Annotated in this window: 22 protein-coding genes; 17 read left to right on the forward strand and 5 right to left on the reverse strand. The window is 72.1% G+C overall.

The annotated features are described in order from the left end of the window. Nucleotides 1-20: 20 nt before the first annotated feature. Both ACWGI6_RS17525 and ACWGI6_RS17530 read right to left on the reverse strand, forming a co-directional pair. Nucleotides 21-1460 (reverse strand): amino acid permease, encoded by a 1440-nt coding sequence (locus ACWGI6_RS17525; protein ID WP_393909543.1) that lies wholly within the window; start codon nt 1458-1460, stop codon nt 21-23. A 263-nt stretch (nt 1461-1723) separates the two neighbouring features. Next, on the reverse strand, nt 1724-2443 hold the full coding sequence (locus ACWGI6_RS17530) for a FadR/GntR family transcriptional regulator (protein ID WP_453268328.1): 720 nt from the start codon (nt 2441-2443) through the stop codon (nt 1724-1726). A 73-nt stretch (nt 2444-2516) separates the two neighbouring features. Here ACWGI6_RS17530 and ACWGI6_RS17535 point away from each other — a divergent pair, with 73 nt between their 5' ends. The 4 genes from ACWGI6_RS17535 (at nt 2517) to ACWGI6_RS17550 (ending at nt 7436) form a co-directional block, all read left to right on the forward strand. After that, nucleotides 2517-3884 carry a glutamine synthetase family protein gene (locus ACWGI6_RS17535; protein WP_393909503.1) on the forward strand — a complete coding sequence of 456 codons (1368 nt, stop codon included), beginning with the start codon at nt 2517-2519 and terminating at the stop codon, nt 3882-3884. 11 nt (nt 3885-3895) lie between these two features. Continuing rightward, a complete protein-coding gene (locus ACWGI6_RS17540) occupies nt 3896-5275 on the forward strand; it encodes an aldehyde dehydrogenase family protein (RefSeq protein ID WP_453268329.1) in 1380 nt (459 codons plus the stop codon). Then, nucleotides 5272-6057 carry a 3-oxoacyl-ACP reductase gene (locus tag ACWGI6_RS17545; protein ID WP_453268330.1) on the forward strand — a complete coding sequence of 262 codons (786 nt, stop codon included), beginning with the start codon at nt 5272-5274 and terminating at the stop codon, nt 6055-6057. Before ACWGI6_RS17540 ends, ACWGI6_RS17545 begins: the two co-directional genes overlap by 4 nt. 110 nt (nt 6058-6167) lie before the next feature. Then, a complete protein-coding gene (locus ACWGI6_RS17550; protein ID WP_453268331.1) occupies nt 6168-7436 on the forward strand; it encodes an HAD family hydrolase in 1269 nt (422 codons plus the stop codon). Nucleotides 7437-7469: 33 nt separating this feature from the next. Here the strand turns inward: ACWGI6_RS17550 and ACWGI6_RS17555 are convergent, their stop codons facing one another. Continuing rightward, a complete protein-coding gene (locus tag ACWGI6_RS17555; RefSeq protein WP_453268332.1) occupies nt 7470-8690 on the reverse strand; it encodes an amino acid deaminase/aldolase in 1221 nt (406 codons plus the stop codon). 233 nt (nt 8691-8923) lie between these two features. Between ACWGI6_RS17555 and ACWGI6_RS17560 the strand changes: the two genes are divergently transcribed. The 4 genes from ACWGI6_RS17560 (at nt 8924) to ACWGI6_RS17575 (ending at nt 13128) form a co-directional block, all read left to right on the forward strand. Next, nucleotides 8924-10276 carry a hypothetical protein gene (locus ACWGI6_RS17560; protein ID WP_453268333.1) on the forward strand — a complete coding sequence of 451 codons (1353 nt, stop codon included), beginning with the start codon at nt 8924-8926 and terminating at the stop codon, nt 10274-10276. Then, nucleotides 10273-11442, forward strand: coding sequence for a type VII secretion-associated serine protease mycosin (gene mycP / locus ACWGI6_RS17565; RefSeq protein WP_453268334.1), 1170 nt, complete (start codon nt 10273-10275; stop codon nt 11440-11442). The genes ACWGI6_RS17560 and mycP overlap by 4 nt, the downstream gene beginning before the upstream one ends. Nucleotides 11443-11517: 75 nt before the next feature. Next, on the forward strand, nt 11518-12249 hold the full coding sequence (locus tag ACWGI6_RS17570) for an SseB family protein (RefSeq protein WP_453268335.1): 732 nt from the start codon (nt 11518-11520) through the stop codon (nt 12247-12249). 117 nt (nt 12250-12366) lie between these two features. After that, nucleotides 12367-13128 (forward strand): MIP family channel protein, encoded by a 762-nt coding sequence (locus ACWGI6_RS17575; protein ID WP_393909495.1) that lies wholly within the window; start codon nt 12367-12369, stop codon nt 13126-13128. Between the two features lie 87 nt (nt 13129-13215). Here ACWGI6_RS17575 and ACWGI6_RS17580 read toward each other — a convergent pair whose 3' ends face one another. Continuing rightward, a complete protein-coding gene (locus ACWGI6_RS17580) occupies nt 13216-13596 on the reverse strand; it encodes a DUF1844 domain-containing protein (RefSeq protein ID WP_393321909.1) in 381 nt (126 codons plus the stop codon). Between the two features lie 319 nt (nt 13597-13915). Here ACWGI6_RS17580 and infC point away from each other — a divergent pair, with 319 nt between their 5' ends. From infC to ACWGI6_RS17620, 8 genes are all read left to right on the forward strand, one after another. Next, on the forward strand, nt 13916-14641 hold the full coding sequence (gene infC, locus ACWGI6_RS17585; RefSeq protein WP_453268336.1) for a translation initiation factor IF-3: 726 nt from the start codon (nt 13916-13918) through the stop codon (nt 14639-14641). A 122-nt stretch (nt 14642-14763) separates the two neighbouring features. Then, nucleotides 14764-14958: a 50S ribosomal protein L35 gene (gene rpmI, locus ACWGI6_RS17590; protein WP_006607578.1), complete on the forward strand. Its 195-nt coding sequence runs from the start codon at nt 14764-14766 to the stop codon at nt 14956-14958. 104 nt (nt 14959-15062) lie between these two features. Then, a complete protein-coding gene (rplT, locus tag ACWGI6_RS17595; protein WP_329152794.1) occupies nt 15063-15446 on the forward strand; it encodes a 50S ribosomal protein L20 in 384 nt (127 codons plus the stop codon). Nucleotides 15447-15637: 191 nt separating this feature from the next. After that, nucleotides 15638-16492 (forward strand): TrmH family RNA methyltransferase, encoded by an 855-nt coding sequence (locus ACWGI6_RS17600; protein ID WP_453268337.1) that lies wholly within the window; start codon nt 15638-15640, stop codon nt 16490-16492. A gap of 83 nt (nt 16493-16575) precedes the next feature. After that, a complete protein-coding gene (locus ACWGI6_RS17605) occupies nt 16576-17736 on the forward strand; it encodes an ATP-binding protein (RefSeq protein WP_453268338.1) in 1161 nt (386 codons plus the stop codon). A 191-nt stretch (nt 17737-17927) separates the two neighbouring features. Continuing rightward, nucleotides 17928-19049, forward strand: coding sequence for a phenylalanine--tRNA ligase subunit alpha (pheS, locus tag ACWGI6_RS17610; RefSeq protein WP_453268339.1), 1122 nt, complete (start codon nt 17928-17930; stop codon nt 19047-19049). After that, complete coding sequence (pheT, locus tag ACWGI6_RS17615) at nt 19049-21574, forward strand: phenylalanine--tRNA ligase subunit beta (RefSeq protein WP_453268340.1); 2526 nt, start codon at nt 19049-19051, stop codon at nt 21572-21574. The genes pheS and pheT overlap by 1 nt, the downstream gene beginning before the upstream one ends. 352 nt (nt 21575-21926) lie before the next feature. Further along, entirely contained in the window at nt 21927-23147 is a 1221-nt protein-coding gene (locus ACWGI6_RS17620; RefSeq protein WP_453268341.1) for a PP2C family protein-serine/threonine phosphatase, read from the forward strand. Here the strand turns inward: ACWGI6_RS17620 and ACWGI6_RS17625 are convergent. Next, entirely contained in the window at nt 23122-24060 is a 939-nt protein-coding gene (locus tag ACWGI6_RS17625) for an oxidoreductase (RefSeq protein ID WP_453268342.1), read from the reverse strand. The genes ACWGI6_RS17620 and ACWGI6_RS17625 overlap by 26 nt on opposite strands. A gap of 81 nt (nt 24061-24141) precedes the next feature. On the opposite strand from ACWGI6_RS17625, the gene ACWGI6_RS17630 reads away from it, so the two are divergent. After that, nucleotides 24142-24735, forward strand: coding sequence for a TetR/AcrR family transcriptional regulator (locus ACWGI6_RS17630; protein WP_453268343.1), 594 nt, complete (start codon nt 24142-24144; stop codon nt 24733-24735). Nucleotides 24736-24790: the final 55 nt, after the last annotated feature.

Raw genomic sequence — 24790 nt, forward strand, 5'->3', positions numbered from 1 at the left:
TCTGCGTTCCGGCTCGGCCGTCAGAATTCCAGTTCGTGCTCGATGGCGGCCAGCTCCTCCGCCGTGCCCTGGACCTTCGGGCCGGTGAACCACTTGCGGGCCGACACCAGCCACCAGGTGCCGGCGAAGCCGAGGACCAGGAGGACGGCGAGCGGGGTGTAGTTGAAGGTCTCCGCCGTGACCGGGCTGGTGGTCGGGAGCATGAAGAGGACGGAGATGATCAGCGTCCAGCCGACGGCGATGACGCCGATGGGCTTGCTCCAGCGGCCGAGGTGCCAGGGCCCGCGCTCGAAGCGGTCGCCCTGGAGCAGGCGGAGGATGACCGGCAGGACGTAGGCGATGTAGAGGCCGATCACGGCGATCGAGGTGACGGCCGCGTACGCCGTGGCGTTCCACAGGTACGGCAGGCCCAGCACGAAGGCGCCGCCGGCGGCCAGCCACACCGCGTTGGTCGGCGTCTTGGTCCGCTTGTTGATGCGGTGCCACAGCTGCGAGCCGGGCAGCGCGCCGTCCCGCGAGAAGGCGTAGATCATGCGCGAGTTGGCGGTGACCGACGACATGCCGCAGAAGAACTGGGCGCCGATGGCGACCAGGAGGAGCAGCTTGCCGCCGGTGGCGCCCAGCGCGTCGATGAAGATCTGTGCCGGGGGCACGCCGGTCTTGCTGGCCAGCGCGCCGTCGTAGTTCTGGATGGCGAAGGTGATGCCGACCAGCAGCACCCAGCCGGCGACCAGGGAGACCAGGATCGACATCACGATGCCGCGGGGGCCGGCCTTGGCCGCGTCGTGCGTCTCCTCGGTCATGTGCGCCGAGGCGTCATAGCCGGTGAAGGTGTACTGCGCGAGCAGCAGCCCCAGCAGTCCGACGTAGAGGCTGGAGTGCCAGCCGGTGTTGTTGGTGAAGTGGGTGAAGACGAAGGAGGCGGACTGGTGCTTCGAGGGCACCACGACCAGGGCGCCCACGATGACCAGCACACCGAAGACGTGCCACCACACGCTGATGTTGCTGAGGAGGGAGGCCAGCTTCACGCCGAGGGTGTTCAGCAGGCCGTGGGCCAGCAGCACGATGCCGAACAGCAGGATGGTGTGCGCCGGGGTGGCGGTGAAGCCGAACTGCAGGTCCAGCAGCGCGTTCATGAAGGACGCGGCGCCGAAGTCGACACCCGCGGTCACCGCGACCTGGCCGAGGAAATTGAACCAGCCGGTGAACCAGGACCACGCCGGGCCGTGCGAGGGGGCCAGCTTCGCCGCCCAGTAGTACAGGCCACCCGCCGTTGGGAAGCTGGAACAGACCTCGGCCATCGCCAGGCCCACGAACAGCGTCATGAGGCCGACCAGTGGCCAGCCCCAGGTGATCATGGCGGGCCCGCCCGTGTTCATGCCGAAGCCGTACAGCGTCAGACAGCCGGAGAGGACCGAGATGATCGTGAACGAGACGGCGAAGTTCGAGAACGCCGACATCGAGCGGGCCAGCTCCTGGGCGTAGCCGAGCTCGTGGAGGCGTTGTTCGTCGCTGGACAGCTGAGGGGTTCGATGTTCTTGGTCCGGGCTCGTCACATGCTCGTTGGTCGACACAACGCCTCCGAGGGCCTCGATAATCCGCGGCAGGTACGGGAACCGCTACCAGCCCCGCAACAAAGGTATGGGCCGATACCTTTGTCTCCGGGTCGGCTGAGCGCAAGGCCCCGGCGGGAAAATCTCGTAACAGGCGGGTTTCGCGCGCCTCACGAGAGGAAGCCGCGCAGCAGTGCCGCCGTGCCGCCGCAGTGCTCGCGCATCACCTCACGGGCGCCGTCCGCATCGCCCTCCAGTACGGCCTCCACCAGCGCGGTGTGCTGGGTCTGGGAATGCTCCAGGTTACGGACGAGCAGCGGAATGCAGTCGAGGAGATCGTTCACGCCCGCCCGTACCGCCGCGTACTGCGCCGCCAGCGAGGGTGAGCCGGACAGCTCGGCGAGGGTCAGATGCAGCAGGGTGTCGCGCCGGCGGTAGTCGGCGAGCGGCGCGTCCTGGGTCGCCGCGAGCGCCGCCCGCAGCCGGCCGCTCTGCTCGTCGGACAGCCCGTGGGCCGCGCACAGCCCGGCCGCGCCCACCTCCAGCACCTCCCGGAAGCGCAGGGTGTCCTCGACGTCGATCTTCTCGATCCGGCGCCGCAGCTCGGCCTCGCCGTGGTTCTCCGTGCGCACCCGTACGAACGTGCCGCCGTAGCGCCCGCGCCGGCTCTCCACCAGGCCCTCGTCCTGCAGTACCTTCAATACCTCGCGCAGGGTGACCCTGCTGATCTGCAGCCGTTCGGCCAACTCCCGCTCGGCGGGCAGCCGTTCGCCCTGGGGTACCAGACCGAGCCGGACGATCTGGAGTATCTGCTCCAGCGCCTCCTCGAAACCGTTGCCCGCCCGCACCGGCCGCAGTACGGGTGCCAGCCGGTCAGCCGCCTCGTCCATCGATACCCCTTCCCAATCAATGGTTCGTGTGCCTACCTTATGACCTCCGGATGCAGTGACAGGAGGCAATACCGTGGCAGACCGCACGCCCCCACTCTCCGTCGAGGAGCTCAGGGTCCTCGTCGACGCCGGGGAGATCGACACTGTCGTCCTCGCCTTCACCGATATGCAAGGCAGGCTCCAGGGCAAGCGGTTCGCGGCCCGATACTTCCTCGACACCGTCCTCGAACACGGCACGGAGGGCTGCAACTACCTCCTCGCCGTCGACGTCGACCTCAACACCGTCGAGGGCTATGCGATGTCCTCCTGGGAACGCGGCTACGGCGACTTCGCCATGCACGGCGACCCCGGCACGCTGCGCCGTACCCCCTGGAACCCCGGCACCGCCCTGATCACCGCCGACCTGGCCTGGCACGACGGTTCGCCGGTCGTCGCCTCCCCGCGGCAGATCCTGCGCCGCCAGCTCGACCGGCTCGCCGAGCGCGGCTGGAGCGCCCACGCGGGCACCGAGCTGGAGTTCATGCTCTTCAAGGACACCTACGAAGACGCCTGGTCACGCGGCTACCGCGAGATGAACCCGGCCAACCAGTACAACGCCGACTACTCGGTCCTCGGCACCGGCCGGGTCGAACCCGTGCTGCGCCGGATCCGCAACGAGATGGGCGCGGCCGGCATGACCGTCGAGTCCGCCAAGGGCGAGTGCAACCTCGGCCAGCACGAGATCGTGTTCGTGTACGACGAGGCGCTCACCACCTGCGACCAGCACTCCATCTACAAGACCGGCGCCAAGGAGATCGCCGCCCAGGAGGGCATGTCGCTCACCTTCATGGCGAAGTACGACGAGCGCGAGGGCAACTCCTGTCATATCCACCTCTCGCTGCAGGACGCGGACGGCCGCCCGGTGCTGGCCGACGAGAACGGCCCGTACGGCATGTCGCAGACCATGCAGCACTTCCTGGCGGGCCAGGCCGCCGCGATGCGTGACTTCACGCTCCTCTACGCGCCCAACATCAACTCCTACAAGCGCTTCCGCCCCGGCTCCTTCGCGCCCACCGCCGTCGCCTGGGGCCCCGACAACCGCACCTGCGCCCTGCGGGTGGTCGGCCACGGCCGCGCCCACCGTCTGGAGAACCGCCTGCCCGGCGGCGATGTGAACCCCTACCTCGCGGTCGCCGGCATGGTCGCGGCGGGCCTGTACGGCATCGAGCACGAGCTGGCTCTCCCCGAGGCGACCACCGGCAACGCCTACACCGGCGACGCCGCCCACGTCCCCACGACGCTGCGCGAGGCCGCCGAGCTGTGGGAGCAGAGCCCGATCGCCCGGGCGGCGTTCGGCGACGAGGTCGTCGACCACTACCGCCACATGGCGCGCGTCGAGCAGGACGCCTACGACGCCGCCGTCACGGACTGGGAGCGCTTCCGCTCCTTCGAGCGCATGTAAGGAACCTGACCGTGTCCACTGGTCTGCACGAGCTGAACATCCTCAACCCGGCGACCGAGGAGGTGGTGGCCACCGTCCCCACCACCTCCCCCGAAGAGGTCGACGCCGCGGTCCGGCGGGCCGCCGCCGCCCAGGAGGCCTGGGCGGCGGTGGCACCCGGGGACCGGGCCCGCATCCTGCGCCGCTTCGCCGAGGTCGTCGACGCGCACATCGAGCCGCTCGCCGCGCTCGAACTGAAGGAGGCCGGCCACCCGCTGGGCAACGCCCGGTGGGAAGCGGGCAACGTCCGCGATCTGCTGCACTTCGCGGCCGGGGGAGTGGAGCGCCTGAACGGCACCCAGATCCCGGTCTCCGGCGGCCTGAACATCACCGTCCAGGAGCCGCTGGGCGTCGTCGCCGTCATCGCCCCCTGGAACTTCCCGATGCCCGTCGCGGCCTGGGGCACCGCCCCCGCGCTCGCGGCCGGCAACGCCGTTCTCCTCAAGCCCGCCGAGACCACCCCGCTCACCGCGCTCCGGCTCGCCGAGCTCGCCCTGGAGGCGGGGCTGCCCGAGGGCCTCTTCCAGGTCCTGCCCGGCGAGGGACCGGTCACCGGCACCGCGCTGGTCGACCACCCCGGCGTCGCCAAGGTCGTCTTCACCGGCTCCACCACCACCGGCCGGCAGATCGCCGCCCGCTGCGCGGCGCAGACCAAGCGGCTCACCCTCGAACTCGGCGGCAAGAGCCCCAACATCGTCTTCGCCGACGCCGACCTCGAAGCGGCCGCGGCCGCCGCGCCCGGCTCCTTCCTCGACAACACCGGCCAGGACTGCTGCGCCCGCAGCCGCATCCTCGTCCAACGCTCCGTCTACGACCGCTTCATGGAGCTGCTGGAGCCCGCCGTCAAGGCGTTCACCGCCGGCGACCCGGCCGACCCCGCGACCCGGATGGGCCCGCTGATCTCCGCCGCCCAGCGCGAGCGGGTGCGGTCCTACGTCCCCGAGGACGCCCCGGCCGCCATCCGCGGCGAGGCCCCCGCGGGCAAGGGCTTCTGGTACCCGGCCACCGTCCTGGAGGGACGCCCCGAGGACCGTACGGCCGTCGAGGAGATCTTCGGCCCGGTCGCCGTCGTCCTCCCCTTCGACGACGAGGCCGACGCGGTCCGGCTCGCCAACGCCGGCGACTACGGCCTGGCCGGCTCGCTGTGGACCCGTGACGTCGGCCGCGCCCTGCGGGTCTCGCGCGGCGTCGCGGCCGGCAACCTCTCCGTCAACTCCCACAGCGCGGTGCGCTATTGGACCCCCTTCGGCGGGTTCAAGCAGTCCGGCCTCGGCCGTGAACTGGGCCCGGACGCGCTGACCGCCTTCACCGAGACCAAGAACATCTTCATCAGCACAGAGGAGACCAAGTGACCGACCAGACCGCAGTGTGCCGCCGCCTCGTCGGCCGTACCGCCGTGATCACCGGAGCCGGCAGCGGCATCGGCCTGGCCACCGCCCGCCGACTGGCCTCCGAAGGTGCCAACGTCGTCTGCGCCGACATCGACGAGGCGGCGGGCAAGGCCGCCGCCTCGGAGGTCGGCGGCCTCTTCGTCCAGGTCGATGTGACCGACTCCGACCAGGTCGAGGCGCTCTACAAGACCGCCTTCGACACCTACGGCTCGGTCGACATCGCCTTCAACAACGCCGGGATCTCCCCGGACGACGACGACTCGATCCTCACCACCGGACTGGACGCCTGGAAGCGCGTCCAGGAGGTCAACCTCACCTCGGTCTACCTCTGCTGCAAGCACGCGCTGCCCTACATGCGCGACCAGCGCCGCGGCTCCATCATCAACACCGCGTCCTTCGTGGCCGTGATGGGCGCCGCCACCTCCCAGATCAGCTACACCGCCTCCAAGGGCGGCGTGCTGTCCATGTCCCGCGAACTGGGCGTGCAGTTCGCCCGCGAGGGCATCCGGGTCAACGCCCTGTGCCCCGGACCGGTCAACACCCCGCTTCTGCAGGAGCTGTTCGCCAAGGACCCGGAGCGCGCCGCGCGCCGCCTGGTGCACGTCCCCGTCGGCCGGTTCGCCGAGCCCGAGGAGATCGCCGCCGCCGTCGCCTTCCTCGCCAGCGACGACTCCTCGTTCGTCAACGCCGCCGAGTTCCTGGTCGACGGCGGTATCGCGGGCGCGTACGTCACCCCGGTGTAACCGGCCGCCGTTCACCTGCGTCAGCACCATGGCGGCCGGACGTCGCACGACGCCCGGCCGCCATGCGCTAGCGTCCGCCTTCGGATCCTCGTTCGACAGGAGTGCGTTCCATGCTCACCAAGCGTCGCTGGCTTGCAGCGGGTGCTGCCCTCGCGGTCGTGGGTGGCGGCGTCGTGGCCGCCCAAACGGCCACGGCGGGCCCCGCCCCGCGCCACTGCCCCACCCTCCATGTGACCAAGGGCTGGTACGGCGACAACCGTGCCAAGCTGCAGAAGATGATCGACGAGCGCGGCACCTGCACCGGCTCCGACGGCGCGCGGCCGGTCGCGACCTTCGACTGGGACAACACCGTCGTCAAGAACGACATCTCCGACGCCACGCTGGCCTGGATGCTGCGGCACGACAAGGTGCTGCGCCCCGCGAGCTGGAAGGCCACCAACAAGTGGCTGACCGCTGACGCCGCCCGCGCCCTCACCAAGGCCTGCGGCACCTCCGTGCCCGCCGGCCACCCGCTGCCGACGTCGACCGACACCGGCTGCACCGACGAGATCCTCGACGTCTACCAGGACGCCAAGACCTCCACCGGCAAGAAGGCGTTCACCGGCGAGTGGAACCACCGCCGCACCGTCCCCGAGTACGTCTGGATCACCCAGCTGTTCGCCGGGCACAGCCCCGCGCAGCTGACCGGGTTCGCCCGCGCCGCCCGCGCCCAGAACCTCGCCGCGCCGATCGGTACGCAGCAGAAGGTCGGCACGCACACGATGGAGGGGTACGTCCGCTACTACGACCAGCAGCGCGACCTCATCCACACCCTCAAGAAGGCCGGCTTCCGCGTCTACATCGTCTCCGCTTCGGCAGAGCCGCTGGTCCGCGCCTGGGCGCCCGGCGTGGGAATCGACCGCGAGCACACCATCGGCATCCGCAACCTCGTCCGCGACGGCCGGCTCACCACCGGCGTCCAGGGCTGCGGCGACGTCAAGGGCACCAACGGCGAGGTCCTGACGTACATGGACGGCAAGCGCTGCTGGATCAACCAGGAGATCTTCCACGTCAAGGGCGCCAAGGCCTGGCAGAAGCAGGACCGGGCGCACCGTCCCGCCTTCGCGGCGGGCGACGCCGAGACCGATGTGACCTTCGTCGGCGATGCCACCGCCGGGCACCTGGCCATCAACCGCAACAAGGCCGAGCTGATGTGCCGGGCGTACGACAACAGCGACCACCGCTGGCTCGTCAACCCGATGTTCATCGAGCCGAAGAAGCGCCAGGCCGACCCGTACCCGTGCGCGACCACGGGCTACACCCGGCCGGACGGCACCCTCGGCCCGGTCCACCGCCCCGGCGGCTCGGTGATCCCGGACCAGAAGGACACGGTGTACTGAGCGCACCGCTCGCAGGGCGAGGGCCGCGCCAGGTCAGAGAAAGGCGTGGCCCTCTCCGCGGTAGGTCGGCACCGTCTCCACCACCCGGTCCCCGTCGATCAGCGCCAGCTCCGTGAACCGCTCACACAGCTCACCGGCCTTCGCATGCCGGAACCACACCTTGTCGCCGATCCGCAGCCCGTCGGCGGCCGGGCCCAGCAACGGGGTCTGCACCTCGCCGGGGCCCTCCTGCGGGTCGTAGCGCAGCCCGGCCGGCAGATACGGCACCGGCAGCCGGTCCGGACCCGCCGCCCCCGACGCCGGATAGCCGCCGCCCAGCACCGTGACCACTCCGGCACCCGGGCGGCGCACCACGGGCTGGGCGAACAGCGCCGCCGGACGCCCGCTGAACGAACGGAAGTTGTCGAACAGCCGCGGAACGTACAGCCCCGACCCGGCCGCGATCTCGGTGACCGCCGCCTCCGCTGCGGTGTGCTGCACGCTGCCGGTCCCGCCGCCGTTGACGAACTCCAGGCGCGGTGCCACCGCCCGCACCGCCCGTACGGCCTCCCAGCGTCGTTGCGCCAGCTCCTTGCGCGCCGCCGCCTGCATCACCCGGATCGCCCGCGAGAACACCGGCTTGCCGGCGACCTCGTCGCCCACACCGGCCACATGTCCCTCGTACGCCATCAGTCCCACCAGCCGGAAACCGGGCCGGCGCACCACCGCCCGGGCCAGCGCGGCCAGTTGGGCGGGCGCCCGCAGCGGTGAACGGCGCGCGCCGACCCGCACCTTCCCGCTCATCAGTCGGTAGGAGGTGTCGAGTTCGAGGCACACCCGCACCTCCTCGCCCGCCCCGCCGGCCGGCCGGGCCGCATCGATCAGATCCAGCTGCGCCGGATCGTCGACCATCACCGTCACCGCGGCGGCTAGCTTCGGGTCACCGGTCAGCTCGGCGAAGCCCGCCCGGTCCACCGACGGATAGGCCAGCAGGATGTCCGTGAAGCCCGAGCGCGCCAGCCACAGCGACTCCGCGAGCGTAAAACTCATGACCCCCGCGAAGCCGTCCCGCGCCAGCACCCGCTCCAGCAGCGCCCGGCAGCGCACCGACTTGCTCGCCACCCGGACCGGCTTCCCCTTCGAACGGCGCACCAGATCGGCGGCGTTGGCGTCGAAGGCCTGCAGGTCGACGACGGCCAGCGGCGCGTCGAGGTGGGCGGTGGCCCGGTCGTAACGGGCTTTGTCGCCATACGTATCGACTGTGTGCGGGGGCATGGCCGCAGCCTGCCAGAACCTCCCCCACTACCAGAAGGGTGTAGGAGGTACCCCCACCCCTGGGTAGGGGGGAGATTGCGACAGAGCGGACATGGGTTGGAGCGCCGACGGCGCCAGCCCTTAGAGTGGCTCGACACCGCAACAGCAGGTCAGCGGCGTGTTGTCCGGATACGAACCACCGTGCCCCGATTGCGGATCGGGCCCGGAGGTCAGCGGCGCAAGGGGGAGCGCGGGTGAGCACCGACGCTGAATTCGCCGATGCGCGACACATCCCACCCATACCCCCGCAGCCACCCCGGCGGCCCTCCGCTGCCGCGGCGCCGGAGCCGGCCGAGGACCCGCAGACGGCCGTGCTGCGCCAGGTGCCGCCCGAGCCGCCGGTACCGCCGTCCGCGCCCGCCGCCCCGTCCGGCCCCGGCGCGCACACCGTCCCGCCCCGCCCCACCGCCCCGCCCCGTGTCCGGCCACCCGCCGCCGGTGCGCCGCTGCCGCCCCGCCCGGACCGCGCACCCGGCCCCTCGGCCCCCGGTCCGGCCGGCCCCGGCCGCTCACAACCCGCCGCCTTCCGCGACACCGCCGCCTTCCATCTGGCCAACAGCCAGGAGCTGTGGAGCGGGGCCGGTGAACGCGGCGCCGGTGCCGGGCCGGGCACTGGGCCGCGCACCCGCAGGTCCGCCTCCGCCACCCCGCCCGCGGCGCCCGGCAGCGTGCCGCCCAGGCCGGCGGCAGGGGGCCCGTCAGCGGTGCCGTGGCCCCGGACTCCGCTCCCTCCGCAGGGAGTTGTGCCCGCCCCCGGCGCACCGCCCGCCCCCTCCCGCCGTCCCGGCCGCCAGGTGCCCGCCGCCGCGGTCTGCCTGGTCCTCGGCATCGGCCTCATCGGCGGCGCGGTCGCCGGGAGCCGGCTCACCGAGGACGCCTCCGGCGCCCCGCCCACGGCCGAGGCCGTTTTCGCCAAGGGCCGGGACGTCTGGCACGACACCCCCGTCGACACGCTCTTCCCGCGCACCGTCAACGGCCTGGGCGTCGGCCCCGGCGGCGCCGACCGGACCTGGACCCGGATCGCCGTCGCCCCCGACAGCGGCTGCACCGGCGCGTACGACCCGAAGCTGGCCACCGCGCTCGCCCCGGCAGGCTGCGTCCGTCTGCTGCGCGCCACCTACGCCGATGCCACCCGCAGCGCGGTCATCACGGTCGGCGCGCAGATCACCAAGGCCGACCAGGCCGGGATGATGGCCCTCAACACCCGCTTCAGCACCAAGAACCTTGGCATCCGCACGGACCTGATGCCGCTGCCGTACGCGGCCAAGGACACCCCGGCCGCGGACTTCGGGCGCGCCCAGCGGGCCAGCTGGACCGTCCGGGTGCTCACCGACATCCCGGCCGTCGTCTACGCCGTCTCCGGCTTCGCCGACGGCCGCACGTTCAGCGAGCCGCAGCCCGCCGAGGCCGCGATCCGGCCCGGCACCACCACCGCCCCGGCCGAATCCGGCCTGGGCCACGACGCGAAGGACCTGGCGGACCGGATCGAGGCGGACTTCCGCAAGGCGGCCGGCAGCCCGACACAGAAAAGGGACGCCTCGTCATGACGAAGACCGTGCTGCGCGGCACCGCCCTTGCCCTGGGCTCCGCGGCGCTCGCCGTACTGCCCGCCGTCCCCGCACAGGCCGACGCCCTGCGCGCCCAGGAGTGGGCCCTCCAGGCCGTCCACGCCCAGCAGGCCTGGCGCACCACCAAGGGCGAGGGCGTCACCGTCGCGGTCCTTGACACCGGTGTGGACGCCAACCACCCCGACCTCGAAGGCCAGGTACGGCCCGAGCAGGACCTGGTCGGCTTCGGCGCCGGACCCGGGGACTCCGCCTGGGCCCGGCACGGCACCGGAATGGCCAGCATCATCGTGGGGCACGGCCATGGCGCGGGCCGCGAGAACGGAGTGCTCGGACTCGCCCCGGCCGCCAAGGTCCTGCCGGTACGGGTGATCCTCGAAGACAGCGACTCCCAGCGCGAGCGGGCCCGCACCGAGAAGGCGGGCGCGCTCGCCGACGGCATCCGCTGGGCCGCCGACCACGGCGCCGACGTGATCAATATGTCGCTGGGTGACGACAGCGAATCCGCGCACCCCGAGCCGCGCGAGGACGCCGCCATCCAGTACGCCCTCGGGAAGGGCATCCCCGTCGTCGCCTCCGCGGGCAACGGCGGCCTGAAGGGCAACCACGTCTCCTACCCGGCCGCCTACCCGGGCGTGATCGCGGCCACCGCCGTCACCCACCTGGGGGGCCGGGCCCGGTTCTCCACCCGTCACTGGTACGCCACGGTCAGCGCGCCCGGCTTCGACATCGTCATGGCCGACACCGACGACGGCTACCTCTCGGGCTGGGGCACCAGCCCCGCCGCCGCGTTCGTCTCCGGCGCCGTCGCCCTGATCCGCTCCGCACACCCCGATCTGAGCCCGGCCCAGATCCGCCGGCTGCTGACCTCCACCGCCCAGGACAAGCCCGAGGGCGGCCGCGACGACGACTACGGCGCCGGCCTGATCGACCCCGCCGCCGCCCTCCAGGCCGCGGCAGACCTCAAGCCCACCCCGCAGAAGCCGGCCCCCGCCGGCTACGCCACCCGTTACTTCGGCCCCGGTCCCACCGCCGACGACGCCGAGGACACCTCCGCCACCTGGCTGCCCTGGACCGCCGGCGCCGCCGGCCTGGTCCTCCTCACGGCCGCCGTCGTCCTCTGGCGCCGCCGCCCCGCGCAGCACTGACCGGTACCCGCCCACCGCGGGCGCCCCACCGGCCCGCACGGCAAGGGCTCCACCCCCGGCCGATACGCTCACGTCGTGCAGAAGAACATCCCGGACCCCGGTTTCTCCGACGACGACGGCTCCGCCGACCCCGCGCTCGCGGCAGCCCTGGCGGCGTACGGATCCGACCGGAGCACCGAGCCCGAGCTCCTGTCGGCGCTGGCCGGCGCACGCGTCCTCGTGCCCGTGGTGGCCGTCCTCGGCGAGGTCGAGACCGGACCCGACGGCCTGCGCCGCGAGAAGACCAGCGACATGGCCGTCCCCACCCTCCAGGCCCCGGACGGCCGCCGCGCCCTCCCCGCCTTCACCTCCATGGAGACCCTGCAGCGCTGGCGCGCCGACGCCCGCCCCGTCGCCGTCCCGCTGCCGCAGGCCCTGCTCGCCGCCTCCCACGAGCAGGCCGACACCGTCGTCGTCGACCTGGCGGGCCCGGTCACCTACCAGCTCACCGGACCGGCCCTGCGCGCACTGGCCGAGGGCCGTACGAGCGCCGACCCGCTCGCCGACCCGGCCGTCACCGACGCCCTGCGCGCCCTGCTCGACGCCGAGCCCGGTGTGCTCGTCGCCCGTCTCGCGCCGTCCGCCGAAACCGACGCCACCCTCGCCCTCGGCCTCGCCCCCGACGCCCCGGCCGCCGAGGTCGCCCAGCGCCTCGCCCGGGTACTGGCCGCCGACGAGGTCCTGCGCGCCCGGCTCGTACGCGGCCTGGATCTGGCCCTGCTGCCGCCCGGTGCCACGACGGCCGGTGAACCGCTCTACCGGCGCTGACCCACCACGGCCGGGGCGCGGGTGCGACGGCCGGGCTCCCGTCCGCCGACGGGCGGGTTCGTCTCCAGGGCCGCACAATGCGAGGAGAGCTCAAGATCCACGCGAGGAGAGCCCCCCATGGAGAAAACGGAGATCTCGAGGGTATTGACCCGCACGGTCGTATCCGAGTTCCTCGGCACGCTGCTCCTGGTGTTCTTCGCCGTCGGCTCGGCCGTGCTGGCGGGCGAATACATCGGCACCTTCGGCATCGCCCTGGCTTTCGGCTTCACCTTGGTGGCGCTTGCCTACGCCCTCGGCCCGATCTCGGGCTGCCACCTCAACCCCGCCGTGACGCTCGGCATGCTGCTGGCCCGCCGGCTCACGCTGCGGACGGCCGCCGAGTACTGGATCGCCCAGGTGGTCGGCGCCATCGTCGGCTCGGCGCTGCTCTTCCTGGTGGCCCGGCAGGTCCCGGGACTGCAGACCCATGCGTCCTTCGGCACGAACGGCTGGGGCGACCGCTCGGCGGTGCACCTCAACCTCGGCGGTGCGTTCGTCGCCGAGATAGTGATGACCTTCCTGCTGGTCTACGTGTGGCTGTCGGTCACCCACAAGGTGGCCGTGATCGGCTTCAACGGTCTGGCGATCGGCCTGGCCCTGTCCACCGTCCACCTCATCGGCATCCCCCTGGACGGCACCTCCGTGAACCCGGCACGCTCCATCGGCCCGGCGCTGTTCGCGGGCGGCGCGGCCATCACCCAGCTGTGGCTGTTCATCATCGCGCCACTGATCGGCGGCGCCATCGCGGCGGTGGTCCACCAGATCACCCACCCGCCGCACGAGCCGGTCCTCGTCGCCGACGACTCGATGCCGCACCAACCCACGACGGAATCCGACTGACGGGCACGCCCGGCGGACGCCCCACACACGACGAGCCCCGGCCGTTCCCCGGCCGGGGCTCGTCGTCCGCCGATCTCGGTGCGCGGCTCAGCCGTGGACCGGGCCGGTGAACTTCTCCCCGGGGCCCTGACCCGGCTCGTCCGGCACGACCGAGGCCTCGCGGAACGCCAGCTGCAGCGACTTCAGACCGTCCCGCAGCGGCGCCGCGTGGTACGAGCCGATCTCGGTGGCACTGGCGGTGACCAGCCCGGCCAGCGCCTGGATGAGCTTGCGCGCCTCGTCCAGGTCCTTGTGCGCCGCGCCCTCCTCGGCGAGTCCGAGGTTGACCGCCGCCGAACTCATCAGATGCACCGCGACCGTGGTGATCACCTCGACCGCGGGCACCTCGGCGATGTCACGGGTCATGGAGTCGAAGTCAGGGTTCGCCGCGTTCGGCACGTCGGGCTGCTGCGGTGTCTGGTCGCTCATGTCTTCGGGCTTCTTCCTGCTGAGGGGTCGGCTCCAGCCTATGGGCAGGGAGACCGGGCCCCGCGTCCGGGAGTGTCATCCTGGACGCGGGGCGCGGCCGCGTCAGCACAGGAGTGGGTGCCACCCCCTTGACTCGTGTATTCTGGTGTTCCGACCGGCCGGACACGCATGTGACCGGCCCACAAGTGGAGGCTCCGATCTCCCACCCGGCCGACCTCAGGTTGGCGGGTCAACGGTCCGGCTGCGCCCCGCGGAGACTTCGCGACGGTGCTCCAGATCTATGTGGAGCCCCGCCTGTGTCCCGTCCGGGGCGTTTTTCATGTACCGGCGCGGTTGGTCACACCGAATAAGACGTTACGCGGCAGTCCGCCAGGCCGTCGCGTGGTGCTACCGAGGAGGATCCATCAGCGCCGAGCCCCGCATCAACGACCGGATTCGCGTTCCCGAAGTGCGACTTGTCGGTCCCAGCGGCGAGCAGGTCGGGATTGTTCCGCTTGCCAAGGCCCTTGAGCTTGCTCAGGAGTACGACCTCGACCTGGTCGAGGTGGCGGCGAACGCTCGCCCGCCCGTCTGCAAGCTCATGGACTACGGGAAGTTCAAGTACGAGTCGGCCATGAAGGCCCGTGAGGCGCGCAAGAACCAGGCGCACACGGTCATCAAGGAGATGAAGCTCCGGCCGAAGATCGACCCGCACGACTACGACACCAAAAAGGGTCACGTCGTCCGGTTCCTCAAGCAGGGTGACAAGGTCAAGATCACGATCATGTTCCGTGGTCGCGAGCAGTCCCGCCCCGAGCTGGGCTTCCGGCTGCTGCAGCGGCTCGCGTCCGACGTGGAGGACCTCGGCTTCATCGAGTCGAATCCGAAGCAGGACGGCCGAAACATGATCATGGTCCTCGGTCCGCACAAGAAGAAGACCGAGGCGATGGCCGAGGCCCGCGAGGCGCAGGCCGCCCGCAAGGCGGAGCGCCAGGGCGGAGTCGCCGCGGACCAGTCCGTGGAGGAGCCCGCCGAGGAGCCCACCGAGGAGCACGCCCAGGCGTGATCCCCGAGGCGTGAGCCCCGGCTGCCGCCGGGGCACCTCGCCCGGACACCAATCGATACATGACGCTCCCGCCTGCCCGGTCCGTGCCGGTGGGGGCGCCACTGACGAGGAGAGAACGGCGCATGCCGAAGAACAAGACGCACAGCGGTGCCAGCAAGCGCTTCAAGATCACCGGCTCCGGCAAGGTGCTGCGTGAGCGCGCCGGCAAGCGCCACCTGCTCGAGCACAAGTCGTCCCGCGTGACGCGTCGCCTCACCGGCAACGCCGAGATGGCCCCGGGCGACGCCGCGAAGATCAAGAAGCTTCTCGGCAAGTGAGCCGCCGCGCCCCACTGACAAGAGGGGGCGCGCGACTCGGACCGGGACTCAATCGATTCGGGCCGTGTGACGACAGCCACGGCCCCGCTACAAGGAGTTAACAAGTGGCACGCGTCAAGCGGGCAGTCAACGCCCACAAGAAGCGCCGGGCGATCCTCGAGCAGGCCAGCGGCTACCGTGGCCAGCGCTCCCGCCTGTACCGCAAGGCGAAGGAGCAGGTCACCCACTCCCTCGTCTACAACTACAACGACCGCAAGAAGCGCAAGGGCGACTTCCGTCAGCTGTGGATCCAGCGCATCAACGCCGCTGCCCGCGCCAACGGCATGACGTACAACCGCTTCATCCAGGGTCTGAAGGCCGCCAACGTCGAGGTGGACCGCAAGATCCTGGCCGACCTCGCGGTGACGGACGCCAACGCGTTCGCCGCGCTCATCGAGGTGGCCCAGAAGGCGCTTCCGAGCGACGTCAACGCCCCGAAGGCTGCCTGAACTTCGGTCTGACGACGTAGTGGTGGGGGGCCGCCGGCCCCCCCCGCCCGGGGGGCGCCCGGTGGGCGCGGGCCGCCGCGCCCCCCCCCGGCGCGGCGGCCCCCCCCCCCCCCCCCCAACCCAACCGCCCCCCCCCCGCTCCCGACGGGCCGGGCCCCCACGCACCGAACCACAGAAGCGAGCCGCCGCCCATGGGCACCCCCGAGCTGATCTCCCCGCGTTCCCCGCGTGTCACCGCCGCCCGGCGGCTGGCCCGCCGCGCCTTCCGCGGCAAGGAGCGCCGGTTCATCGCCGAGGGCCCGCAGGCCGTACGCGAGGCGATCGCGCACCGCACGGGCGGCGCGCCCACGCTCACCGAGCTGTTCGCCACCGTCGAGGCCGCCGACCGGCACACCGAGATCGTCGAGGCGGCCCGCGCGGGCGGGGTGCGGGTCCACTTCGCCGATGACAGGACCGTCGCCGACATCTCCCAGACGGTCACCCCGCAGGGCCTTCTCGGCGTCTGCGAGTTCCTCGACTCGCCGTTCGAGGAAATCCTCGCCGCCCGCCCGCAGTTGATCGCGGTGCTGGCCAACGTCCGCGACCCCGGCAACGCCGGCACGGTGCTGCGCTGCGCGGACGCCGCGGGCGCGGACGCCGTCGTGCTGACCGACGCCTCCGTGGACCTGTACAACCCCAAGTCCGTACGGGCCTCGGTGGGTTCGCTCTTCCACCTCCCGGTCGCGGTGGGCGTCCCGGTCGAGCGGGTGGTGGGCGGGCTCCAGGCCGCCGGCGTACGGATCCTCGCCGCCGACGGTGCGGGGGACCGCGACCTGGACGCCGAGCTGGACACCGGCTCGATGGGCGGGCCCACCGCCTGGGTCTTCGGCAACGAGGCATGGGGGCTGCCGGAGGAGACCCGGGCGCTGGCGGACGCGGTGGTGCGGGTCCCCATCCACGGCAGGGCCGAGAGCCTCAACCTCGCGACGGCCGCCGCGGTCTGCCTCTACGCCTCCGCCCGGGCCCAGCGCAGCCCCGGCGGATGCCGCGCGGTGTCACCCGCCTGAGGGGCGTCCTCCGGAACTCCGCGGCACTTCCGATCCGAGCTAGTAGGCTTGCGTGCTCGGGGGCCCGGAAGGGGGTAACGGGGATGAGTGTGAGGACTTCCGGCACCGCAGTGACGGCCGACAGCTGCCCGTCCGACGGACCGGAACGGGGGCCGTCGCCCGCCACCGCCGCGCGACCGGACGCCCTGGGAGCCGGTCTGGGGCTGGATCCCGACGATCTGCCCGACGGTCTGGTCGTCGCCGACGAGACCGGCCGGGTGATCTGCTTCAACTCCGCGGCCGCCAAGATCACCGACATCACCCCCGAGGACGCGCTCGGCCGCCCCCTGGAGCACGCCCTGCCGCTGCAGGACATCGAGGGCCGCCGCTGGTGGCGGCTCACCGATCCCTACGGCGGGCTCGCCATCCGCCGCGGCCAGCCCGAGCGCAATCTGCTGCTCGGCGGCCGGGAGGTGCTGGTCTCCGCCCGCTATGTCCGCAGCCGGCCGACGGGTCCCGTGCAGCGGCTGGTGATCGCGCTGCGCGGCACCGAGGCCCGGCGCCGTACGGAGCTCAGCCACGCCGAGCTGATCGCCACCGTCGCCCATGAACTGCGCTCGCCGCTGACCTCCGTCAAGGGCTTCACCGCCACCCTCCTCCAGAAGTGGGAACGCTTCACCGACGACCAGAAGCGGCTGATGCTGGAGACGGTGGACGCCGACGCCAACCGCGTCACCCGCCTGATCGCCGAGCTGCTGGACATCTCCCGGATCGACTCCGGTCGGCTGGAGGTGCGCCGCCAGCGGGTCGACATGAGCGCCGCGGTCCGCCGGCACGTCCAGGCGCAGACCACGGCGGGCCAGCGCCCGGACCGCTTCCTGATCCGGATGCTGGAACCGCTGCCCGATCTGTGGGCGGACCCGGACAAGGTCGACCAGGTGCTGGGCAACCTGCTGGAAAATGCGGTGCGCCACGGCGAGGGAACCGTCACCATCGAGGTCGGACCGGTATCGGATGCGACCAGCGTGGAGGGGACGAGCGTCACCGTGAGCGACGAGGGCCCCGGCATCCCGGAGGAATCGATGAGCCGCGTGTTCACCCGCTTCTGGCGGGGCAGCAAGCGCGGCGGCACGGGCCTGGGCCTCTACATCGTCAAGGGCATCGTCGAGGCCCACGGCGGGACGATCACGGTCGGCCGGGCGCCGGCCGGCGGCGCGCAGTTCCGATTTAGCCTGCCCGTCGCGGCCCCGGCCTTCATGGCCTGAGGAGGAAGCGGCGGGCGCCCCGCACGGGGTGCGGGCCGGCCGCGCGGCCCGTCCCCCTTAGACTTGACCATTGGCACCTTTGGCGCACAGGCATCGCGGGCACAGCGCGGGCTCGGCCTCCGGCCTTTGTGATCGAGGAGCCGAGGCGACGCGAGCCAAGCCAAGCCAGTCCACCGGAAGCACGGGAAGAGATGTCCGCACCCAATAAGTCGTACGACCCTGTCGAGGTCGAAGCCCTGAAACCGGAAGAGATCACCGCACGGCTGGACGAGGCGCTGGCCGCCATCGCCGCCGCGGCCGATCTTGAGGAGCTGCGTGAGGTGAAGGTCGCGCACACCGGCGACCGCTCGCCGCTCGCGCTCGCCAACCGTGAGATCGGCGCCCTGCCGCCGCACGCCAAGGCGGACGCCGGCAAGCGCGTCGGCCAGGCCCGTGGCCGGGTGAACCAGGCGCTCAAGGCCCGCCAGGAGGAGCTGGAGGCGGAGCGCGACGCCCGCGTGCTGGTCGAGGAGGCGGTGGATGTCACGCTGCCCTACGACCGCACCCCGGCCGGTGCCCGGCACCCGCTGACCACGTTCATGGAGCGGGTCGCGGACGTCTTCGTGGCCATGGGCTACGAGGTCGCCGAGGGCCCCGAGGTCGAGGCGGAGTGGTTCAACTTCGACGCCCTCAACTTCGTGCCCGACCACCCGGCGCGCCAGATGCAGGACACCTTCTTCGTCCAGGGCAACAGCACCGACGACGAGTCCGGCGTCGTGCTGCGTACCCACACCTCGCCGGTCCAGGCCCGTACGCTCGTCGACCGCGAGCCGCCGGTGTACGTCGTCTGCCCGGGGCGGGTCTACCGCACCGACGAGCTGGACGCCACGCACTCCCCGGTCTTCCACCAGATCGAGCTGCTCGCCGTCGACGAGGGCCTGACCATGGCCGACCTCAAGGGCACCCTCGACCACATGGTCCGGGCGCTGTTCGGCCCGGACATGAAGACCCGGCTGCGGCCGAACTACTTCCCGTTCACCGAGCCGTCCGCCGAGATGGACATGGTCTGCTACGTCTGCCGTGGCGCGTCCGTGGGCAACCCCGACCGTCCCTGCCGCACCTGCTCCAGCGAAGGCTGGATCGAGCTCGGCGGCTGCGGAATGGTCAACCCCAAGGTGCTCATCGCCTGCGGCGTCGACCCGGAGAAGTACAGCGGCTTCGCCTTCGGGTTCGGCATCGACCGGATGCTGATGTTCCGGCACAACGTGGAAGACATGCGTGACATGTTCGAAGGCGACGTCCGGTTCACCCGGCCGTTCGGGATGGAGATCTGATGCGGGTCCCGCTTTCTTGGCTGCGGGAGTACGTCGACCTGCCGACGACCGAGTCCGGCCGTGACGTACAGACCAAGCTCATTGCTGTCGGCCTGGAGGTCGAGACCGTCGAGCGGGTGGGCGACGGCCTCAAGGGCCCGCTCGTCGTCGGCCAGGTGCTGACCATCGAGGAGCTGGAGGGCTTCAAGAAGCCCATCCGCTTCTGCACCGTCGACGTCGGTGACGCCAACGGCACCGGTGAGCCGCAGGAGATCGTCTGTGGCGCCCGCAACTTCTCCGTCGGCGACAAGGTCGTGGTGGTGCTCCCCGGCGCCGTGCTGCCCGGCGACTTCAAGATCGCCGCGCGTAAGACGTACGGCAAGACCTCGCACGGCATGATCTGCTCCGGCGACGAGCTGGGCATGGGCGACGACGGCTCGGGCGGCATCATCGTGCTGCCGCCCGAGCACGAGGTGGGCACCGACGCCATCGAGCTGCTGGAGCTCGTCGACGAGGTGCTGGACATCGCCGTCACCCCGGACCGCGGCTACTGTCTGTCGATGCGCGGTGTCGCCCGTGAGACCGCCACCGCCTACGGCCTGCCGCTGCGCGACCCGGCGCTGCTGGATGTGCCGCCGCCCAACTCGGCCGGCTACCCCGTCCAGGTCTCCGACCCGATGGGCTGCGACCGCTTCACCGCCCGTACGGTCACCGGCCTGGAGCCCGGCGCGCGCACCCCGCTGTGGATGCAGCGCCGGCTGCAGAAGGCCGGGATGCGTCCGGTCTCGCTGGCCGTCGACATCACCAACTACGTGATGCTGGAGCTCGGCCAGCCGCTGCACGCCTACGACCGCACCAGCGTGGACGGCCCGATCGGCGTCCGGCGGGCGAACCCCGGCGAGAAGCTGACCACCCTGGACGGCACCAAGCGGGTGCTCGACGCCGCTGACCTGGTCATCACCGACAACCGCGGCCCCATCGGCCTCGCGGGTGTCATGGGCGGCGCCAACACCGAGATCGCGGGTGCGGCCACCGACTCCGAGACCGGTCAGCTCAGCGGCACCACCGACGTCGTGATCGAGGCCGCGCACTTCGACGCGCTCTCCATCGCCCGTACGGCCCGTCGGCACAAGCTCTCCTCGGAGGCCGCCAAGCGCTTCGAGCGCGGGGTGGACCCGGAGGCCGCTTCCGCCGCGGCGCAGCGCACCGTCGACCTGCTGGTGCTGCTCGCGGGCGGCACCGCCGAGGAAGGCGTCACCGAGATCGTCACGCCCCGCGGGCCGCGCACGATCACCGTCTCCGCCGACCACCCGGACAAGGTCGCCGGTGTCGCCTACGGCCGGGAGACCGTCGTCCGACGCCTCCAGCAGGTCGGCTGCGACGTCTACGGGCAGGACGAGCTGGTCGTGACCGTGCCGTCCTGGCGGCCGGACCTCAGCGAGCCGAACGACCTGGCCGAAGAGGTCATCCGGCTGGAGGGTTACGAGAACCTGCCCTCCACCCTCCCCAAGCCGCCGGCCGGCCGGGGGCTGACCGAGCGTCAGCGGCTGCACCGCAGGGTCGGCCGGGTGCTGGCCGGCGCGGGCTACGTCGAGGCGCTGAACTACCCATTCACCGGCTCGCACGTCCTCGACCAGCTCGGCATCGAGCCCGACGACCCGCGCCGCGCGGCCGTCACCCTCGTCAACCCGCTCTCCGACGAGGAGCCCGACCTCCGCACGACGCTGATCCCAGGTCTGCTGAACGCGCTGCGCCGCAACTACGGCCGGGGCACGCACGATCTGGCGCTCTTCGAGACCGGACCGGTCTTCCGGGCGACCGGTGACGAGCAGCCGGCCAGCCGGCTGGTCGTCGACCGCCGGCCGACCGACGACGAGATCGCCTCGCTGGACGCCTCCCTTCCCCAGCAGCCGCGGCGCGCCGCCGTGGTACTCGCCGGAGCTCGTGAGCAGGCCGGCTGGTGGGGCGGCGGATACCCGGCGACCTGGGCGGACGCCGTCGAGGCAGGCCGTGCGGTCGCGCGGGAGGCGGGGGTCGAGCTGATCGTCCGTCAGGATCAGCATGCGCCGTTCCACCCGGGCCGCTGCGCGGCGCTGCTCGCCGTCGCCGACGGTGAGGAGATCCTCGTGGGCAACGCCGGTGAGCTGCACCCGCGGGTCATCAAGACGCTTGCCCTGCCCGAGCGCACCTGCGCGATGGAGATCGACCTGGACCGTCTGGAGCGGGCCGGCGCCGGACCGCTGCGCGCCCCGCAGATCTCGGCGTTCCCGGTCGCGACCCAGGATGTCGCCCTCGTGGTCGACGACACCGTTCCGGCCGCGGAGGTGGAGGGCGCGCTGCGCGACGGTGCGGGTGAACTGCTGGAGTCGCTGCGGCTGTTCGACGTCTTCACCGGTGAGCAGATCGGCGCGGGCAAGAAGTCGCTGGCGTATGCGCTGCGCTTCCGCGCCGCCGACCGGACGCTGACGGCCGAGGAGGCCTCGGCGGCCCGTGACGCGGCGGTCGCGGCAGCCGTGGAGCGGACGGGGGCGGCGCTGCGCGGCTGAGCGTGGGCGTGGCCCGCGACGGCGTGCCGGAAGGGTGTGGGCGCGGACGGTGAGACCGTTCGCGCCCACACCCTTTTCGCTGTGCGGCAGGCGGGTCCGGTGAGCACGGTGGGGCGGGCCGGGGTGCGCTGACGGCCCTCGTGGCCACCGTGGGCGTGCCCGCCGGCCCCAGCCAGACGATCAGATCCGTACACCATCACTCAATCGGGTGATGGTGTACGGATCGTCGTCGGACGGCCACGTAACGTCGCGAGAATCAACCCGGTCGAGGCGGCCCGCGTGAGCGCGGCAGTGAGCCCGACCGACCCGCTCAACGCCTGCTAGGGGACCACCGGCTAGGGGGGCCATCGGCATGATCCGAACCTGGGCGAAGGGCGGAGCACGCGCCGGAGCGGCAACCGCCCGGCGCGCCTTCGTCTTCGTCCTGCCCGGCCTCTGGGTACTCGGTGTGGTGGCCTGGGAGCTGTGCCGTCCGACCAGCGGCCAGTTGCTGCAACTGCTCGCCGCCGCACCGGCCATCGCCTGCGCGGGCACCGGCCGTCGCCAGTGTGTGCTGCTCGGCGGGCTGTGCGCGCTGCTCGCGCTGGTGCCGTTCGGCGAGGTGGAGCCCGGGGCCGGGGCGGGGACGCGGATGATGACCTGCGGTGCGATCCTCGCGGTGATCGGTGCCAGCTATCTGACGGCCGGGCGGCGGCTGCGGCTGATACGGGAGTTGGAGCGCACCCGGGAGGTCGCCGTTGCCGCGCAGCGGGTGGTGCTGCGGCCGTTACCCCGGCGCATCGACGGTGTGCTGCTGGCGGCCGACCACCTGTCCGCGAGCGAGGGGGCCATGGTCGGCGGGGATCTGTACGAGGTGGTGGGGACCCGGCACGGGGTGCGGGCGGTGATCGGAGATGTGCGCGGGCACGGCCTGGAGGCGATAGGTACGGTCGCGGCGATACTCGGCAGCTTTCGTGAGGTGGTGCACGACGAGCCCGAACTGGGCGAGGTGCTGCGCCGGTTGGAGCGGTCGCACCAGCGGCATCTGCGGGAGCGGGCGCTCGTCGGGTGGCCGGCGGCCGGCGGCGGGGAGCCGGCGGGTGTGCTCGCGGAGGAGTTCGTGACCCTGTTGCTTCTGGAGGTGGCGGGGGACGGGTCCGTCACGGCGCTGAACTGCGGGCATCCATGGCCCTACCGGGTCGCCAGCCAGGCCGTCGCCCCGGTCGCACCGGCCGAGCCGATGCCGCCGCTGGGGCTGTTTCCGCTGCCCGAGGAGCTGTCCACGGTGCGGTGCGGGCGGCTGCGTCCCGGTGAGGGGCTGTTTCTGCACACCGACGGGGCGGCCGACGCCCGGGATGCGACGGGGGAGTTCTTCCCGCTGGCGCAGCAGCTGCGCAGCAGTGTCGAGGCGGCCGCGGCGCCGTGCGGACCCTCGCCGGCGGGGGTGGTCGGGGAGGTGCGGGAGGCGCTGCTGCGGCATGCGGGCGGGCGCCTCACCGATGACGTGGCGTTGGTGATGCTGAGCAATGACCGGGTGCGGGTGCCGGCGCAGCCGCCCGGCGCCCCGCCTACTGGCGTGCGCCTTCCGCGGTGACCTCCTGGCCGATCGACGGGGGGAAGGTGACGCCGGTCAGTTCCTCGGACGCCTGCCACAGGCGCCTGGCGTTCACCGGGTCGGTGGCCGCGGCCGTCCTGCCGACCATCGTCGGTGCGCCGCGCATCTCGCCGAGCCCGTCGGGGCCGAGGTAGGAGGCGCCGGGCAGGTCCTGGGTGGCGGCGTAGAGCGTGGGGAGCGCACCGGCCTTGTTGTCCTGGGCGACCAGGCGGTTGCCCACCCGCATCACCGCACGCCGCAGCACGCTGACGTCGGCGCCCTGGAGGTTGGTGGCGGCCCAGCCCGGGTGCGCGGCGAGGGCGCGCACCGGCGATCCCGCGGCGGTGAGACGGCGTTGCAGCTCCAGGGTGAACAGCAGGTTGGCCAGCTTGGACTGGCTGTAGGCGGTGACGGCACGGTAGGCGCCGGTCAGGTTCAGGTTCTCGAAGTGAATGCGGTTGCCGGGCATCCGGTGGGCTCCGGAGGCCACGGTCACCACGCGGTCGGTGACGTAGGGCAGCAGCAGGCCGGTGAGCGCGAAGTGGCCGAGGTGGTTGGTGCCGAACTGCATCTCGAAGCCGTCCTTGGTCCGGGACTCCGGGATGTTCATGACGCCGGCGTTGTTGATCAGCAGATCGAGCGGGCGCTGCCAGGAGGCGGCGAACTCGCGTACGGAGGCGAGGTCGGCCAGGTCGAGGCGGCGGACCTCGACGCTGCCCCGGGCGCCCCGCACGGTGCCGGCGGCGGCCTCCCCTCGAGCGGTGTCCCGTACGGCGAGGACGACATGGGCGCCGGCCCGGGTGAGGGCGTCGACGGTGGCGATGCCGAGGCCGCTGTTGGCGCCGGTCACTACCGCGGTGCGGCCGGTCTGGTCGGGAATGTCGGTTGCGTTCCATTTCGGGGTGTGAGTCATGGGCCCAATGTAGGCAACGCCAACAATGCTGTCAATGCCAACAATGTAGCCAGTGCATACACGGGGGATAGGATGGCGGTCATGCAGACTCGTCGTTACCACCACGGAGACCTGCGCGCCGCGCTGCTCACCCGCGCCGAGCAGACGCTCCGCGAGAAGGGACCGGGCGCCCTGTCCCTGCGGGAGTTGGCCCGTGAGCTCGGCGTCAGCCATGCCGCGCCGAGCCGGCACTTCAAGGACAAGCAGGCGCTGCTCGACGCGCTGGCGCTGGCCGGGTTCGAGCGGCTGGACGAGGCCCTGGCCGCGTCCGGGGCGTCGGCGGGCGAGACGTTCGCCGACCGGCTCGGCGGCTTCGTCCGCGCCTATGTGGACTTCGCCATCGCCAACGCCGAGCTGCTCGACCTCATGTACACGGTCAAGCACGATCCGGCGGCGTCCGAGGCGCTGATCACGGCGGCGCAGCGGCTGGGGGCGATGGCGGCGGAGCTGGTCGCCGAAGGGCAGCGCAGCGGTGAGGTGCGGGAAGGGCCCGTCGAGAGCATCGGGATGCCGGTGTTCACCACCCTGCACGGCTTCGCCAGCTTCGCGGTGAGCAGTGTGCTCTCCGCCGAGGAGGTCGAGTCCGGCCTCGATGCGGTGATCGCGTACATGTTGCGGGGTTGCGCGCCGCGTTGAGTGTCGACGCCCTTCACACCCCGTGTGAGGGGCGCTTGACTACGCTCATCTGACG

Source organism: Streptomyces sp. NPDC054786, from assembly GCF_053611685.1.